Below are 15,077 nucleotides of genomic sequence, written 5' to 3'. Positions count from 1 at the left end.
CGCGCGGGACGGCACCGGGGCCGCTTGGCCGGCGCGGGATCTCTCATGCGAGGGGCGGACGGCCGAAGCGGCGGCGGTGGAGGGAATTCGATCTTGTATGGAGCCCATTGCTTCTTCCTAGGAGCATGCTTGTTCAGTGGTCGCGGCGGCGCGAGCCTCGTCCTGGCTTCCGCCCAGGTAGCTTGCGGCCACGGCCGGGTTGGTCAGGAGGTCGGATGCCGGCCCTTGCAATGAAATGGCCCCGTTCTCGAGGACATAGCCGTAGTCGGCAACTTTCAGGGCGGCGCGCGCATTCTGTTCGACCAGCAGCACGGATATGCCCTGGTCGCGCAGGCGGCCCACCGTTTCGAGCGTGTCGCGCACGACCAGCGGAGCGAGACCCAGGCTGGGTTCGTCCAGCATGAGCAGCCGCGGCCTGGCCAGGAAGGCCCGGCCCAGCGCCAGCATCTGGCGCTCTCCGCCCGACAAGGTGCCGGCGGTCTGCAGCTTGCGCTCGCGCAGGCGGGGGAACAGCCGGTAGGCTTCTTCGACCAGTTCGTCGCGGCCGGCGCGGCCCCTGCGCGAGAACGCCCCCAGCCAGAGGTTGTCCTGCACCGTCATGGTGCTGAAGAGGTTGCGCTGTTCCGTGACCAGGCCCATGCCCTGGTAGATGCGGTCTTCGGTATCGTGGCGGGTGATGTCGCTGCCTTCGAGGCTGACGGTGCCGCCGCCAACATCGAGCAGGCCGGCCAGCGCATTGAGCAGCGTCGTCTTGCCCGCGCCGTTCGGCCCGATCACGGTCACGATGGTGCCGGCTTCCACCTTGAGCGATATGTCCTTCAGCACGCTGACGCGGCCGTATCCCGCCTCGAGATTGTTGACTTCCAATAGCGATCTCATGCCGCCTCTCCTCCCAGGTAGGCCTCGATGACCGACGGATTATTGCGGATCTGCCGAGGCTCTCCGCTGGCCAGTTTTTCGCCGAAGTTCATGACCACCAGCCTATCAACCAGGTTCATGACGAAATCCATATCATGCTCGACTAGCAGAATGCTGACGCCGTCTTCTCTAAGGTCTTTCAGCAATTGCGCCAGCTGCTGCTTCTCCAGGTGCCGCAGCCCCGCGGCGGGTTCGTCCAGGAGCAGCAACGTGGGGCCCGTGACCAGCGCCCGCGCCACTTCTATGAGCCGCTGCTGGCCCAGGGCGAGGCTGCCGGCCGCTTCATGCATCTTGTCCGCCAGCCCGACGCGCCGTACCTGGGCAGCGGCGGCCGCCAGCAGACCCGCCTCTTCGTTCTGGTCCAGGCGCAAGGCCGCCGACGTCAGGCCCCGCTTCCCATGCAGATAGGCGCCCAATGCAACGTTCTCGAGCACGCTCCTGTCGGAGACGAGCTGGACGTGCTGGAAGGTGCGCGCGATGCCGAGCCGGGCGATGTTGCGCATGCCGGTCCCGTCGATGCGCTGCCCCGCATAGCGGACTTCTCCCGATGTGGGCGCGAGGACATTGGTGACGAGATTGAAGGTGGTGGACTTGCCGGCGCCGTTCGGCCCGATCAGGCCCAGTATTTCGCCGTTCTTCAGGCTGAAGGACAGCTGGTTCACCGCGACGAGTCCGCCGAATTTGCGTGTGACTCCGGAAAGCTCCAGCAGCGGGGCGGCCGGGTCGGGCTGGGATCGCCGGGGCATGAGGCGGGTTATGCCCTGGGGCGGCTCTTTAGGAGTCGAGCGTACGTACCGGGCCAGCACGGGCGCTATGCCGTTGCGGGCGCGGTGCAGGACGAGCATCAGGATCACTCCCAATACGACGATGTCGAAGTTGCCGGACCGGCCCAGCACCAGCGGCAGGACGTCCTGCAGCCAGTGGCGCAGCAGTGTGATGATGCCCGCCCCGAGCACCGCGCCCCATACATAGCCCGCGCCGCCCAGCACCGCCATGAAGAGATATTCGATGCTGGCGTAGATGCCGAAGGGCGTGGGATTGACGAAGCCGATGTAGTGGGCGTACAGCCAGCCCGCCAGTCCGGCCACCAGGCCGGTGAATACGAATATCTGGATCTTCAGCGTATAGGTATTGACGCCGAAGCTTTCGGCCATTTGCTGCCCGCTTTTCAAGGCCCGTATGGCCCGGCCCTTGCGCGAGGCGAGGATGCGTTCGATGGCGATGATGACCGAGATGGCCACGGCCCAGATCAGCACCGCATACCAGCGGCCCGAGTATTCGTACAGCAGGTCGAGAGGTAGTCTGGGAACGCCGGGAATGCCGGTGTGGCCGCCCAGGGCGGCGACGTCGCCCATGATGTAGAACAGGCCCAGACCCCAGGCCATGGTGCCCAAGGCCAGGTAGTGGCCCGAAAGGCGAAAGGTGATTGCCCCCAGTATCCATGCCGAGAGCCCGCTCAGCGCCAGGCATGCCGGCAGGCTCAGCCATGGCGACAGGCCGAAGGTGGTGGTCATGACCGCGGTCGTGTAGGCGGCGATGCCGACGAAAGCGGCCTGGCCGAACGAGGTGACTCCGGCGACCCCGGTGAGCAGGACCAGCCCGACGGCGACCAGGCTGTACAGGCCGACGTAGGCCAGCAGGTTGACATAGAAGCCCGGCGCCAGCGCTATTGCCGCGAACAGCAGTGCGGCCAGGCAAAGAAAGACGGTTTGGCGCTTCATGACTCTTCCTCGCTAACGACGGTGCCCGCGCCTGAACCAAGCGACAAATAGAGCAGGACAGGGATGATCAGCAGGAACAGCGCGGCGTCCTTGAGGGAACTGTAGAAAAAGGCGGTGAACGCTTCGATGACGCCGACCATAAGTGCCCCCACCGCCGCGCCGGGGAAGCTGACCAGTGCGCCCACGACGGCGCCGATGAACCCGCGCATGCCTATGGCCAGCCCGGAGTCGTAGTAGACCGTTGTCAGGCTAACAAGGAGGACGCCGCATACGGCGCCGATGGCGGCCGCCAGGCCGAAAGCCAGCTTGCCCGCCACATGGGTGCGGATGCCGCTGAGCCTGGCGCCGGTGCGGCTGACCGAAGTGGCGCGCAGAGCCTTGCCGTAGACGGTATGTTCGAACAGGTAGTAAAGGCCTGCGACCACCGCGGCGGACGCTGCATAGACGAGCAGGCTTTGGGCGGACACGACGACTTCTCCGAAACTGATGTCGCCATTCAGCAGCGGCTGTGCGCGCATGCCTTCGGGGCCGAAGAAGAAAAGAGACATACCCAGGAGCACGAAGTGCACGGTCACCCCGACGATCAGGAGCGTGAGGATGGAGGACTGGGCTACGGGCATGAAGGCGATTCGATAGATCATGGGACCCAGCGGTATGACCAGGGCAATGGCGAGCAGGGCGCAGACCAGCGGCGGCGCATTGTTTCGAGCGGCGATCCAGGCCAGCAGGGCCAGGAGCGCCGGCAGCGCCAGATTGGCGACCAGGGTGCGCCGGGCGGCCGTGAGCCGTTTGCCGGTGGCCGCCGAGCCGATGTCCGAGATCGCGGCGAGCACGCCGAACACCAGCAGCAGCCATACTGTTCCCGGCATCTGGCCTTTGTTCAGCAGCGTGAAGCCAAGCGCGCCAAACACCACGAACTCGCCTTGCGGCAGGAACAGCACGCGGGTGACTGAGAACACCAGTACCAGGGCCAGCGCCAGCAGCATGTAGATTGCGCCGTTGGTCAGGCCGTCCTGGAACAGGAGTATGCCGATCGATAAATCCATGATTCGCTCCGCCGGATGCGCCTTGACGCTTTATTCGGGCACGTAGTTCAGTTGCCCGTCCTGGATCTCGGCCATGACGACGGCTCGGGTGTCCAGCCCCGAGTGGTCGGCGGGCGAGAAGGTGTAGATGCCCGTATTGCCATGCAGGTCATGGACGTTCTCGATGGCGTCTCGCAAGGCCCGGCGGAACTCCGGGGTTCCGGGCGAGGCGGATTTGGCGGCCACGGGCAGGGCTTGCCTGAGTATGCGGAAGGCGTCGTAGCCTTGCATGGCGAAGATATTGAAGGTGCCCTCGCCGAACTTGGCCTCGTATTGCTGCTTGAATTCCTGGTTGAGTTTTTTCAGGGGATTGGAATCGGGCACTTCGTCTGCAACCAGCCCCACGCCGATGCTCAGCAGGGCGCCATTTGCAGCGGGGCCTGCCGTTTCCATGAACTCCTTGGTGGCGATCGAGGCGTTGAGATAGATCTTGCCCTTGAAGCCGCGCTCGCGCAGTGTCATGGTGGGCAGTGCTGCGGGGGTGCCCGATGCGGCGATCAGGACCGCATCGGGTTTCTTCATCAATACCTTGAGGACTTGCGCGGTGACGCTCGAATCGGTGCGCCCATAGCGTTCGGCGGCGACGATTTCAACGTCGTAGTTGCCGGCGATCTTGGACATTGCCTGCAGCCAGCTTTCGCCGAAGGCATCGTTGAAGCCGATGAAGCCCAGCTTCTTCACGCCGCTTGCCTGCATGTGTTTGGCCATGCCCTCGATCCAGACTTCGTCGTTGGGGGGAATCTTGAAGACCCATTTGCGCTTGTCGTCCATGGGGGTAACGACCGCGGAGGCCGATCCGAGGCAGATCGTCGGTACCTCGGCCTGTGCGATGGCGTCCAGCATGGCCAGACATTGCGGCGTGCTGGACGAGCCGATGATGACGTCGACGGCGTGCTCTTTGCTTAGCTTCTTGACGTTATTGACGGCGGCGGTCGTGTCCGAGGCGTCGTCCAGCGTGATGTACTGGATGGACAGGTCGCCTACTTGCCTGTCATACATCTGCATGGCTTTTTCCTGGCCCAGCCCGAGCATGGCCACTGGCCCAGTAAGGGGAATCGTGGCGCCCACTTTTACCTGGGCCGCGGCCGTGCTTGCCGCGAAAGCCATACAGCATCCGATTGCTTTCATCCAATTCATCAATGTCTCCTGTTGCCGGTCTTGTTCCGGCCCTGTGTTGAATGTTGTGTATCGAGCTCGTTTTTGTGCCGGGCCCGCTTGCTAGCCTTGTTCGTCGGCGGCCAGGTTCAAGATGATCCGGCGCATGGCCACCCCGGCCTTGTCGCTTTTTATGTGGATTTCGGTTTCAGGAGCCTTGGGCTCCGACCGGTAGATACGGGAGATTTCCTGCAGCGCATGGCGGTCTTCGTTGAAGGCGGTAAGGGCGCTGGACCTCATGTATTCGTCCACCTGCGGATCATTCAGTGCGAAGTCCCTGGCGAAGGCGAACCAATAATGGGTGGTGTCCTGGGTTTGAGGCGTGGCGAAATGGGTGATAAGAATGGTGAAGTCGCTGCGCTGGCCGGCGCCTGCCTGCAGATCGGTCATCAAGGCTGATGCGTGGTGGATGGCGGGTGAAACGAACTCAGACTCGGTGCGGCGCGAGATTTTTCCCTTGATTCCCGTTTTTGCGTAGATGGGGGGCAGGTCGCACTCCTTGACAAAACGCTTTATCCGCACGCGACTGCCGTCCACTTCAACGTCGAACGGAGTGCGGGCATATTCGGGCGTGCCCAGGGTGGTGGGATGCAGGTAGGTGAAATGCGACAGGTCGAGCAGGTTCTCGTGCAGGTAGACGTAGTTGGCGTCCAGCTCTAGATAGCTGCTTACGTGGTTCCAGGCGGGGTCGACCAGCCAGCTCGTGTCGGGAATGGCGGTTTCGTCGGCTTGGGCGGGGTCTCCCATCCATATCCAGACAAAGGGGCCGCGCTCGGCAACGGGAAACGAGCGGGTGCACACGCCGGGAGGCACCGTGGCTTGCGCCGGAATTTCGCCGCAAGAACCGTCTTGCCGGAAGGTAAGGCCATGGTACCCGCAGCGCAGCAGATCACCTTCGAGCGAGCCATGCACCAGCGGGAAAGAGCGGTGCGGGCAGCGGTTGAGCAGGGCCACGGGCTGGCCGGCCAGGGTTCGATAAAGAACCAGGCTCTGGCCGAGGAAGGTGCGTTCGCGCAATTCACGCGTAAAGTCGGCCGCCAGGCCGGCTACGTACCAATGGTTCTTCAATAGCGGCGTACAGCCGTCGGCCAGCCTTGAGTTGGCCCGTGTCAGTGCGGTGGCTACCGCTTGTTCGTTTGCACCCATGAGACGAGCATCCTTTTCCCAAAAAACGTTGTTTCGATCAAAGCTCAGCGGAGCCGCGACACCTGTCAATTGTTTTTATGCAGAATAGCTGCATAAGTGCAGCTATAGTATCATCGCAATAACGGGGGAATGCATCAGGGTATTCCCCAGAATTTGGGTGGTTGCGGCCTGTTTTGCCCCGATGAAAAGGGGCAAGGATGGAAAATGGCTGGATATACTGGGCAGTGGTAGAGTGCTGTGCGCCAGAGGGAATTCGGACCGCGGGCCGGCCGATGCGCGTGGGCTCATCGGATCCGCATCTAGCCGCCGCTGATACAAGGACGAAAAATACGCTTATGTCGAAAGTCTTGGCCAAAGGAATACAGTCGGTGGACACCGCCTGCCGAGTGCTTCATATTTTGCAGCGCAGCACCCAGCCCATGTCGCTCAAGGACATCGCGGCGGCCGCCGGCATGTCGGCCAGCAAGACTAGGATGTACCTTGTAAGCCTGCTTAGAACAGGCCTGGTGTCGCAGAATGCGGCCAGCGCCTATACGCTGGGCCTTGCCACCCTCAACCTGGGCCTGGCGGCGTTTCGCCAGATCGATCTCATCGACACCACCCGCGCCCTGATGGCTTCATTGACGCAAGAAACCCAGGCTCCGACCTTATTGTCGATGTGGACGGGCACTTCCATTACCATCATCAGCCGCAACGACAACCAGGTCGATCTTCCCATCGACTTTCGCATAGGCGGACAGACGTCCCTTCTTCATACCGCCACCGGGCATGTGTTTCTTGCCTATTTGCCTCCGGAGCTGACCGAGGCGGCATTGCTGCATGAACTGGCCAATACCCCCGTGGGCGCCGTGATGCCCCTCACGCTCGACTCGTTGAAAGAGCGGACGCGGGTCATCCGCGAGCAGGGCTACGATATATCGTCGAACATCGTATTGGCGTCGGGCCCGCGCATCACGCTTCAGGGCTATGGCGCCATCGCGGCCCCGGTCGTCGATATCTTCCAGGAGCTTCGCTTTGTCATCACCGTGCTCTACCGCAAGACCGGGGACGAACAAGAGGCCCTGCTCATTGAAAAAATCCTGACAAGAATCCGCGAAGGCCTGCCTTCCCCGCTGCGCCAGCCCGAACCGCAGGTTTCCTGAGCGGTGGCCTTTCGAAGCCGGCCGCGATGCAGCGGCTGCTTGCCGGACCTTGCGCATCTTCATGCATCCATCCCTGTCCCTGATCACATCACACACTATGCCTCGCATCGCACTCATCCACGCCCTGGCTCATTCCGTGGCCCCCATCAACCAGGCCTTTGCCCGGCACTGGCCGCAGGCCGGCCTGATGAATCTGCTGGATGACAGCCTGTCTTCCGACCTGGCAAAGGGCAGCCTCGATGCCCGCATGCACCAGCGCTTCCAGACGCTGGCCGACTACGCCGTCGATTGCGGGGCCGACGGCATCTTGTTCACATGCTCGGCCTTTGGCTCCTGCATCGATGCCGTGGCCGACCGGCATGCTTCCATGCCCGTGCTCAAGCCCAACGAGGCGATGATTGCGGCGGCGGCACGGCAGGGCGGGCGTATCGGCCTGGTGGCCAGCTTCGCCCCCACCCTGGCGTCGATGCCGGCCGAGTTTCCGGCGACCGTCAGTGTGGACGTGGAACTGGCCGAAGGCGCCCTGGCTGCCCTGGAAAGCGGGGACAGCGCAAGGCACGACGCGCTGGCGGCCGAAGCGGCGCAGCGCCTGTGCGAACGAGGCTGCAACCTGATCGCCCTGGCGCAATTCAGCCTGGCCAGGGCTGCGGACACGGTGCGCGGCAGGGTATCCGTTCCTGTGCTGACAACCGTGGACAGCGCTGTGGAACTGCTTCGAAGCAGGCTTCCGTCCTGAACAATTTATTGAATACTCACGACATTATTCCTCTATCATGAGGGCAGGAAACACTCCATTCGCCCCGGCATAGAAGAAACCATGACACAGCAGCAACTGCCCGCATCAGGCGGCCCCGACCAGCGCATTCCCCGGTCCGCCTATGTGCTCACCGGCTGCGTCGGAGTGATCGGGGCGAATTCGCTGGTGCTGGGCCCCATTGCGCCCGAGGTGTCGCGCAGTTTTGGCGCCGACGTGGCCACGGTCATGATGGCCACGGCGGCCTTTGGCTTTGGCGCCGCGATCAGCTCCCTGTTTCTTGCGCCGCGCATAGACCGCTTCGGTGCGCATCGCATGCTGCGGCTGGCCATGACACTGCTTCCGATCGCACTGGCGGCCAGCGCGCTTTCCCCCATGGTCGCGGTGCTGGTGCTGGCGCAATTTGCGGCGGGCATCGCCTCGGGCGTGGCGCTGCCGGCCATCTATGCCGGCGCGGCCAATATGGCCCCGCCAGGGCGCGAGAGCAAGACCATCGGCGTGGTATTGAGCGGCTGGATGCTGAGCATGGTGGTGGGGGTGTCGCTGGCGGCCATCATTGCCGACCTGACGCACTGGCGCGTCGTGTATGGCGTGGTGGCCCTGCTGGCGGTGCTGGCCCTGGCCTTGCTTTCACTTGTGAAGCGCCAGGCCGCGCCTTCGGCGGACAAGGGGACAAGCCCTTTTGCCGCGCTGGGCCTGGCCGGCATCAGGCCGCTGCTGTTCGCCTGCGGGGCCTTCATGATGGCTTTTTATGGCCTTTATGCCTATCTAGGCGATTACTTCCACAGCAAATTGGGCCAGCCGGTAAGCGCCAATGGCTTGATCACCCTTGTATACAGCATAGGCTTTGGCAGTGCTATTTTGATGGGCGGCCTCGTCAACCGCGTAGGGGTCCGGCGCATGCTGTCGACGGCGCTATTCTGGGTGGCTGCGGTGTATCTGCTGCTGGCGGCGATAGGCAACGGGCTTGCCGCGGTGCTTTGCCTTCTGGCGGCATTGGGTTTCGGCAACTACTACGGGATCAATCTACTTATCGTGCGATTGACCGCCATCGATCCCGCCAAGCGCGGCACCATCATGGGCCTGCACAGCACGGTTACCAACCTGGCCGTGTTCGCGGGGACGAGCAGCTTCGGCCTGGTATACGAGGCCGGCGGCTTTGCCATGACGGTCTATGCTGCAACAGCCCTCACCCTGGCGGCCGCGGTAGCCAGCATGGCTCGCCGCTGACGTTTTCCCGCCTTGCCGCCAGGCCGTGCGCGCTTGCGTGCGCCCTTGGGGGCGACACAATCGGGTTTTACTTTTCGGGCATTGCCGACGAGTGGTGGCTGGTGATCAGCCACTGCCTGCCGTCCCAGTTGTAGGTATAGGTGTAGCGGGCGACGACCTGCTTGCCGGTCGAGGCGAAGGTGAAGGTGTAGATGCCTGCGTCAAGGGCCGTGTTGCAGCCGATCTCTATCATTCGTGCGTTGATTCTTCCGCTGGGCTTGTCGGCCAGGAAATGGTGGAAGTAGTCCTCTTTCTCGGCTGCTGAAAACCGCAGCTTGTTCGACATGGTGGGCAGCAGGATGGACCGTTGGGCATAGTTGGCCACCACCTTGTCCGGGTCGCCGGTTTGCAAAGAGGCGTTCCACCTGTCGAACAGGGCGGCGATGTCCTGTTCGCCGGCGGCCTTGCAGGCTTCGGTTCGCGAGGCGGATGTGGCCGTGCCGGATGGAGGCGCGGCGCAGCCTGCGAGCGCGACAAGCAGGACGGCGGAGAGGGCGGTGGTGTTCTTCATCGGGTTCCTTTGCGACAAGGTACAGAATGGATCAGCGCTGCTGGAAGCAGCGGTCGCCCCAGAGGCCGAAAGGCGTGAGCGGCTGGCACGTGAGGCTTTGTATCAATTTTTCGGAAATTTATCCAGCACTGGGGCATAGCCTGGAGGCCGCGGCCATGGGTGTGGATGAGCAACCTAGGATATACCCTAGTTTTGCTTTCGCGGCATTGCAAAGGGCGATCCACGCAGGCACTATTGTAATAACAATTGTAAAGACAACTATTAAGCTGGCCAGTTCGCGGCGGTTGGCGTCACTACAGGAGAGGACAATGAAAAGCTGTCATGTATTGGGCGCGGTCGCTGCCGCCGCCACGGCGTTGATTCTGGGCTGGGTTCCGCAAGGGGCACTGGCTGCCGAAACCACGATGCTGACCTTCAATCGCTGGACGCCCGCCACCCACCACTTTCACGCGCGCATCATGAAACCCTGGGCGGACAGGGTCGAAGAGGCCACGCAAGGCAGAGTGAAGATCCAGTTCACCGCCGCGTCGCTGGGGTCGCCCGCCCGCCAGTTTGATCTTGCGCGCACCGGGGTGGTGGATATTGCGTCCTCCAATCAGTCATACACGGCCGAGCGCTTCCCCCTGGCGGGATTCGCCGAGCTGCCCTTTCTTTCTTCCAATGCGGAAGCGTTGTCGGTGGCGAACTGGCGGGCCACCATTGCGCTGCAGAAACAGGTGGACGAATACCAGGGCACCAAGCTGCTGACTGTGTTCTCGAATGGCCCCGCGATGATTTTTACGCGTGACAAGGCCGTGAAGACAATAGCCGATCTCGACAACCTTCGAGTCAGGGCTTCCGAGGGCATACCTGCGCGCATAGCCCAGTTGCTGGGTGCAGTGCCGGTGTCGGCGCCCATCACCGAGGCGTATCAGATGCTGTCCAAAGGCATCATCGAAAGCATCATCCTGCCGCCGGATTCCATCCACAGTTTCAAGATGGACCAATACCTGAAGCACATGACGACCACGCCGGACGGCCTGTTTTCGTCGACCTTCTTTGTGGTGATGAATGAAGCCAAATGGAATTCCTTGTCCGAGCAGGACCGCGAAGCGATCATGAGCGTCTCCGGCGAAAACTTCGCTCGAGAAGCGGGCAAGGTGTGGGACGACCAGGACAAAATGGCACTCGCCGCCTTCAAGAAGGGCGGGATGGACGCGCAAGTGGCAAACGAAGCGCTTGCCGCTGAAATCAGTAAAAGGCTTGTGGTTCTGGAAGAGGAATGGCTTGCCCTGGCCAAGGCGAAAGGCGTGGACGGAGCGCAATTGTTGAAAAGCGTCCGTGACGACATACGAAGCTACCGCGATTCTGCCGGCTCGACGGAAGGCAAGCAATGAGCGCGCTGGAAAACGACCCGGGCCTCGAAGAAGGCCGCGGGGCACGGCGATTGACGCTGGTCATGGGGGTTCTGGGCGGTGCGGCCCTCATGGCGTTGATGCTGGTCACCGTGGTCGACGTGGTGGGCCGCAACATCATCGACGTTACAGTCATTGGCGCCTATGAGCTCTCGGAATTGGCGGTGGGGCTTATTGTCGCCGCGGGCCTGCCTTTGGTGGCCTTGCGCAGCGACCACGTGCACATCGATATGGCGCTGCCGCTGCTGAAGGGCTGGCTGCGCAGCTTGCAGCAACCCGTGGCGCTGTTTGCCACGGCGCTTGCAGAGGGTATTGTGGCCTGGCAGGTGTGGGTACAGGCGGAGCTGGCCACGGATACCCAGCGCACCACCTCGATGCTTCATTTGCCGGTGTCGCCGGTTCTGTACATCACGGCGATTCTATTCGGCGTATCGGCGCTGTTGACCACTGTCCACGCGCTACGGAAGATCGCGGCTCGGGGGGAAGCGTCTGAAGGGAGCGCGACATGACGGCTTCCCTGATCGGCTTTGCCGTCATGGTGCTGATGATGGCGTCGGGCATACCCATAGCAGTATGCATGGGCGCGGTGGGAGTCGTGGGTTTTGGCCTGCTGGTGGGATGGGCACCTGCGCTGGCCATGACTGGGCAGATTGTCGTCGACAACATGCTGAACTACAGCTTTTCGCTGTTGCCCTTGTTCATACTGATGGGCAACCTGATAGCCCAGTCGCGCCTATCGCAAGACCTGTATTCGGCCGCCTATGCCTTCCTGGGCCACTATCGGGGAGGCTTGGCGCACGCCACCATCCTGGCCTGCGGAGGCTTCAGCGCCGTGTCGGGATCCAGCATGGCAACAGCCGCAACCATGGGAAAAGTAGCCCTGCCGCAAATGCGCCGCTATGGCTATGCGGACGGGCTGGCGGTGGCTTCGGTCGCAGCCGGGGGCACGCTGGGCATACTGATACCGCCCAGCGTCATTCTGATCATCTACGGCTTCCTCACCAATACCGACATTGCCCAGCTGTTCATGGCGGGTGTGCTCCCCGGCTTGCTGGGCATCCTGCTGTACAGCATGGCGGTCACGTATGTCACACTCGTCAATCCGAAGGCGGGTCCGCGCGGAGAGCGCACGGCCTGGCCGCAGCGCCTGCGTGCCCTGGTCAATGTGTGGGCCATCGTCTTATTGTTCGTGCTTATTCTCGGCGGCATCTATTCGGGGCTGTTTACGCCCAACGAGGCGGCGGGAATAGGCGCTGCGGGAGCGTTCCTGTTCGCCCTGGGCCGCCGCACCCTCACCTGGCAGCGCTTTCTGCATATTGTGGTCGATACGGTGCGCACCACCTCCATGATGTTCTTCCTGCTTTTCGGCGCGCTGCTGTTCTCGAACTTTCTCAGTATTGCCGGGGGCGCCACGGCGCTCGAGCAATGGATAGGAGGCCTGGGGGTGTCGCCCCTGACGGTGATGATCATCATCGTGTGCATCTATCTTGTGCTGGGCACGATGCTCGAGAGCCTCTCGATGATTTTGCTGACGGTGCCGCTGCTGCTGCCGGTGGTTTCAGGCCTGGGCATTGATCTCGTCTGGTTCGGCATAGTGGTCGTCATCGCGACCGAAGTAGGGCTTATTTCGCCGCCGGTGGGGCTGAATATTTTTGTGTTGAAGGCGACCTTCCCGGATATATCGACCGGCCAGGCCTTTCGGGGCGTCCTGCCTTTCTTTGTGTTCGATCTGGTGCGAATCGGCCTGGTGCTGGCTTTTCCGGCGATCGTCCTGTTTTTGCCGGCTCTTATGAACTAGGCGGCGCCGGCCTGGCACGGGAAGCCGGCGCCGGGCATATTGCCAGGGCCGGTCGCTGCCATCATGCCTATTAAGTATGCAAGAGCGTTGGAATTGGAGATGAGAATGACCAAGCAGTTTCAAGCGGAAATAGCGGGTGGAGGAATTTGCGCCCTGACCACGGCCGCCGCGTTGGCTCAGCGCGGCTGGAAGGTCAGGGTGCACGAGCGCAATAGCGAGATTCGCGAGGCGGGAGCCGGCATCTATATCTGGGGCAACGGCCTGCGTGTGCTCGAAGCGGTGGGCGCGCGCGAAGAGGCGTTGCGCAACGCCAATCGCGGCATGGCCTCCGAGTTGCGCGACTGCGACAACAATGTCATTCCACGGGTGCCGGTGCAAGGAGAGGGGGCGGTCGAGGTGTTTGCCCTGCCCCGGCAGCAGTTGCTTCAAGCCCTGCTTCATGCAGCGCTGACCGCGGGGGTCGAGGTGGTGACAGGCTCCGAGGCCGTGGGCGCCACGCCCGACGGCAGGCTGCTGTTGCGGGACGGCAGTTCGCTGGCGGCGGATGTTGTCGTAGGAGCCGACGGCGTGCACTCCAGGGTAAGGGATTCATTGGGGCTGGCGAGCCAGTTCGAGCTGCTGTCCGAAGGTGCGATACGTGTCATGGTTCCTCGCTTGCCCCAAGACGGCGACGGCCGCTTCGTGGAGCATTGGAATGGAACAAGGCGCATACTCGTCACGCCCTGCTCGCCCGACCAGGTCTACATCGCACTCACCTGCTTGCACAATGACACCGCCGCGGCCCGGGTTCCCGTGGACAAGGCACTTTGGACGGCCAGCTTTCCGCACCTGGCATCCCTAATCGACCGTATCGGCGCTTCGGCGCGATGGGACCGCTTTTCCATGGTCAAGCTGAAGCGATGGTCTCAGGACCATGTCGCCGTTACCGGGGACGCGGCGCACGCAATGCCGCCCAACCTTGGGCAGGGGGGCGGCACCGCAATGCAAAACGGGCTGTCGCTGGCCCACGAGCTTGGGGCCGTTGCCTCGCGTGAGGACATTCCCCAGGCGCTTGCGCGCTGGGAGGAGCGCGAACGCGAACTGACCGAGCACACGCAGCTTTGGAGCATGCTCTATGGCGTGCTGACCTCTTGGCCGGATGAACTGCGTACCGCCGCAATGGGCTTCGCCAGCAGCCATCCGTGGCTTTCCGCGCAGCGCCTGCGCACTGCCCGAAGCCATCCCACCGGGGCGAGCCCGCTGGCAACGGAGGGCGCCGCATGAGCTGGGATGCATTGCCGCCACGCCCTCCAATGCTGCACCCCGAAGCCGGCCCCTATGCGGAGCGGGTGCTTGAACTGACCCGCGCAGCGCAGTTGCATGCAAGGCCGGTGCTGGATGTTCCTTATGGGGACGACTACTGGCAGAAGCTCGATATCTATCCGCCCGCTCGTGTTGCCGGCGAACCCGTGCCCGTGCTGATGTTTCTACATGGAGGAGCATGGACTTGCGGCTACAAAGAATGGATGGGCTTCATGGCGCCTTTATTCGTAGACTTGCCGGCCATTTTTATATCGGTGTCGTACCGCTTGTCGCCGGAGTCGAAATTTCCCGAGGCGCTGCACGATACCCAGGATGCCTTGTCGTGGGTCTGGCGGAACATTGGAGCGCATGGGGGCGACCCGGACCGCATCGCATTGGGCGGCCATTCCGCCGGAGGGCATCTGGCGGCGTTGTCGGTCCTTGATGCAGAGGGCTTGGCTCAACGCGGCCTCCCCCCTGATGTGGTCAAGGTTTGCCTGCCCGTTTCCGCCCCTCTTGACCTGAGGGCGCCACCCGATCACAGAGACGCGGGCCAGCAGCGAGCCTATCGCGACTTCCTGGCGCATGAGCAGGACGATGCCCGGGCCAGTCCTATTGCCAGGGCCAATCCTGTTGACGCGCGCTTTCTCGTTGCATGGGGCGAGAACGATTTCCCGCGCATCAAGCTGCAGGGGCCCCTGATGGTCGAGGCCTTGTCGCGTGTGGGCGTTGATTCTGTGGGGATGCAGGTGCCGGGCGCCTCTCATTTCGACACCAGCCTGAACTGCATCCAGGCGGGGCACCCATGGACGCTCGCCGCGCGCGAACTGATTGCCGGCATGTCCTTGCCGGCGCAGCATGCCTCGTTGCTTGCACCTCCCCGTATCCAAGGACGGAGTTGAT

The 15,077-nt window shown here is 62.7% G+C and carries 14 protein-coding genes; 8 read left to right on the top strand and 6 right to left on the bottom strand.

Going from position 1 to position 15,077, the window contains the following annotated elements; all coding sequences use genetic code 11:
* Positions 1-117 precede the first annotated feature (117 nt).
* The 5 genes from C7440_RS10215 to C7440_RS10195 form a co-directional block, all read right to left on the bottom strand.
* A complete protein-coding gene (locus C7440_RS10215) occupies positions 118-879 on the bottom strand; it encodes an ABC transporter ATP-binding protein (protein WP_165832526.1) in 762 nt (253 codons plus the stop codon).
* Positions 876-2,639 carry a branched-chain amino acid ABC transporter ATP-binding protein/permease gene (locus tag C7440_RS10210; RefSeq protein WP_116518415.1) on the bottom strand — a complete coding sequence of 588 codons (1,764 nt, stop codon included), beginning with the start codon at positions 2,637-2,639 and terminating at the stop codon, positions 876-878. The genes C7440_RS10215 and C7440_RS10210 overlap by 4 nt, the downstream gene beginning before the upstream one ends.
* On the bottom strand, positions 2,636-3,685 hold the full coding sequence (locus tag C7440_RS10205) for a branched-chain amino acid ABC transporter permease (protein ID WP_116518414.1): 1,050 nt from the start codon (positions 3,683-3,685) through the stop codon (positions 2,636-2,638). The genes C7440_RS10210 and C7440_RS10205 overlap by 4 nt, the downstream gene beginning before the upstream one ends.
* Before the next feature lie 30 nt (positions 3,686-3,715).
* Positions 3,716-4,831, bottom strand: a complete 1,116-nt coding sequence (locus C7440_RS10200; RefSeq protein ID WP_116518413.1) for an ABC transporter substrate-binding protein — start codon at positions 4,829-4,831, stop codon at positions 3,716-3,718.
* A 111-nt stretch (positions 4,832-4,942) separates the two neighbouring features.
* A complete protein-coding gene (locus C7440_RS10195) occupies positions 4,943-6,025 on the bottom strand; it encodes an aromatic ring-hydroxylating oxygenase subunit alpha (RefSeq protein ID WP_116518412.1) in 1,083 nt (360 codons plus the stop codon).
* A gap of 335 nt (positions 6,026-6,360) precedes the next feature.
* Here C7440_RS10195 and C7440_RS10190 point away from each other — a divergent pair, with 335 nt between their 5' ends.
* The 3 genes from C7440_RS10190 (at position 6,361) to C7440_RS10180 (ending at position 9,151) form a co-directional block, all read left to right on the top strand.
* The gene (locus tag C7440_RS10190) at positions 6,361-7,167 is read left to right on the top strand and encodes an IclR family transcriptional regulator (protein WP_165832525.1); all 807 of its coding nucleotides are present in this window, start codon (positions 6,361-6,363) and stop codon (positions 7,165-7,167) included.
* Positions 7,168-7,264: 97 nt separating this feature from the next.
* A complete protein-coding gene (locus C7440_RS10185) occupies positions 7,265-7,903 on the top strand; it encodes an aspartate/glutamate racemase family protein (RefSeq protein WP_116518410.1) in 639 nt (212 codons plus the stop codon).
* 81 nt (positions 7,904-7,984) lie between these two features.
* Complete coding sequence (locus C7440_RS10180; protein ID WP_116518409.1) at positions 7,985-9,151, top strand: MFS transporter; 1,167 nt, start codon at positions 7,985-7,987, stop codon at positions 9,149-9,151.
* Between the two features lie 67 nt (positions 9,152-9,218).
* Here the strand turns inward: C7440_RS10180 and C7440_RS10175 are convergent, their stop codons facing one another.
* Positions 9,219-9,701, bottom strand: coding sequence for an SgcJ/EcaC family oxidoreductase (locus tag C7440_RS10175; protein ID WP_116518408.1), 483 nt, complete (start codon positions 9,699-9,701; stop codon positions 9,219-9,221).
* Between the two features lie 74 nt (positions 9,702-9,775).
* Here C7440_RS10175 and C7440_RS10170 point away from each other — a divergent pair, with 74 nt between their 5' ends.
* From C7440_RS10170 to C7440_RS10150, 5 genes are all read left to right on the top strand, one after another.
* Entirely contained in the window at positions 9,776-11,077 is a 1,302-nt protein-coding gene (locus C7440_RS10170; protein ID WP_165832524.1) for a TRAP transporter substrate-binding protein, read from the top strand.
* Entirely contained in the window at positions 11,074-11,604 is a 531-nt protein-coding gene (locus C7440_RS10165) for a TRAP transporter small permease (protein WP_116518407.1), read from the top strand. Before C7440_RS10170 ends, C7440_RS10165 begins: the two co-directional genes overlap by 4 nt.
* The gene (locus C7440_RS10160) at positions 11,601-12,893 is read left to right on the top strand and encodes a TRAP transporter large permease (protein WP_116518406.1); all 1,293 of its coding nucleotides are present in this window, start codon (positions 11,601-11,603) and stop codon (positions 12,891-12,893) included. The genes C7440_RS10165 and C7440_RS10160 overlap by 4 nt, the downstream gene beginning before the upstream one ends.
* Positions 12,894-12,998: 105 nt before the next feature.
* Entirely contained in the window at positions 12,999-14,156 is a 1,158-nt protein-coding gene (locus C7440_RS10155) for an FAD-dependent oxidoreductase (RefSeq protein ID WP_116518405.1), read from the top strand.
* Positions 14,153-15,076, top strand: coding sequence for an alpha/beta hydrolase (locus tag C7440_RS10150; protein ID WP_083851272.1), 924 nt, complete (start codon positions 14,153-14,155; stop codon positions 15,074-15,076). The genes C7440_RS10155 and C7440_RS10150 overlap by 4 nt, the downstream gene beginning before the upstream one ends.
* Position 15,077: the final 1 nt, after the last annotated feature.

Source organism: Pusillimonas noertemannii, from assembly GCF_003096595.1.
GTDB lineage: Bacteria > Pseudomonadota > Gammaproteobacteria > Burkholderiales > Burkholderiaceae_B > Pusillimonas > Pusillimonas noertemannii.
The sequence above is the reverse complement of the archived record's forward strand: the minus strand, read 5'-3'. Positions and strand labels throughout refer to the sequence as shown.

What these genes read in the sequence shown, in the direction of transcription:
- C7440_RS10200 (WP_116518413.1), bottom strand. Translation starts at nt 4,831, where the DNA reads ATGGCTTTCGCGGCAAGCACGGCCGCGGCCCAGGTAAAAGTGGGCGCC.
- C7440_RS10185 (WP_116518410.1), top strand. Translation starts at nt 7,265, where the DNA reads ATGCCTCGCATCGCACTCATCCACGCCCTGGCTCATTCCGTGGCCCCC.
- C7440_RS10205 (WP_116518414.1), bottom strand. Translation starts at nt 3,685, where the DNA reads ATGGATTTATCGATCGGCATACTCCTGTTCCAGGACGGCCTGACCAAC.
- C7440_RS10210 (WP_116518415.1), bottom strand. Translation starts at nt 2,639, where the DNA reads ATGAAGCGCCAAACCGTCTTTCTTTGCCTGGCCGCACTGCTGTTCGCG.
- C7440_RS10195 (WP_116518412.1), bottom strand. Translation starts at nt 6,025, where the DNA reads ATGGGTGCAAACGAACAAGCGGTAGCCACCGCACTGACACGGGCCAAC.
- C7440_RS10180 (WP_116518409.1), top strand. Translation starts at nt 7,985, where the DNA reads ATGACACAGCAGCAACTGCCCGCATCAGGCGGCCCCGACCAGCGCATT.
- C7440_RS10165 (WP_116518407.1), top strand. Translation starts at nt 11,074, where the DNA reads ATGAGCGCGCTGGAAAACGACCCGGGCCTCGAAGAAGGCCGCGGGGCA.
- C7440_RS10160 (WP_116518406.1), top strand. Translation starts at nt 11,601, where the DNA reads ATGACGGCTTCCCTGATCGGCTTTGCCGTCATGGTGCTGATGATGGCG.
- C7440_RS10175 (WP_116518408.1), bottom strand. Translation starts at nt 9,701, where the DNA reads ATGAAGAACACCACCGCCCTCTCCGCCGTCCTGCTTGTCGCGCTCGCA.
- C7440_RS10155 (WP_116518405.1), top strand. Translation starts at nt 12,999, where the DNA reads ATGACCAAGCAGTTTCAAGCGGAAATAGCGGGTGGAGGAATTTGCGCC.
- C7440_RS10215 (WP_165832526.1), bottom strand. Translation starts at nt 879, where the DNA reads ATGAGATCGCTATTGGAAGTCAACAATCTCGAGGCGGGATACGGCCGC.
- C7440_RS10190 (WP_165832525.1), top strand. Translation starts at nt 6,361, where the DNA reads ATGTCGAAAGTCTTGGCCAAAGGAATACAGTCGGTGGACACCGCCTGC.
- C7440_RS10150 (WP_083851272.1), top strand. Translation starts at nt 14,153, where the DNA reads ATGAGCTGGGATGCATTGCCGCCACGCCCTCCAATGCTGCACCCCGAA.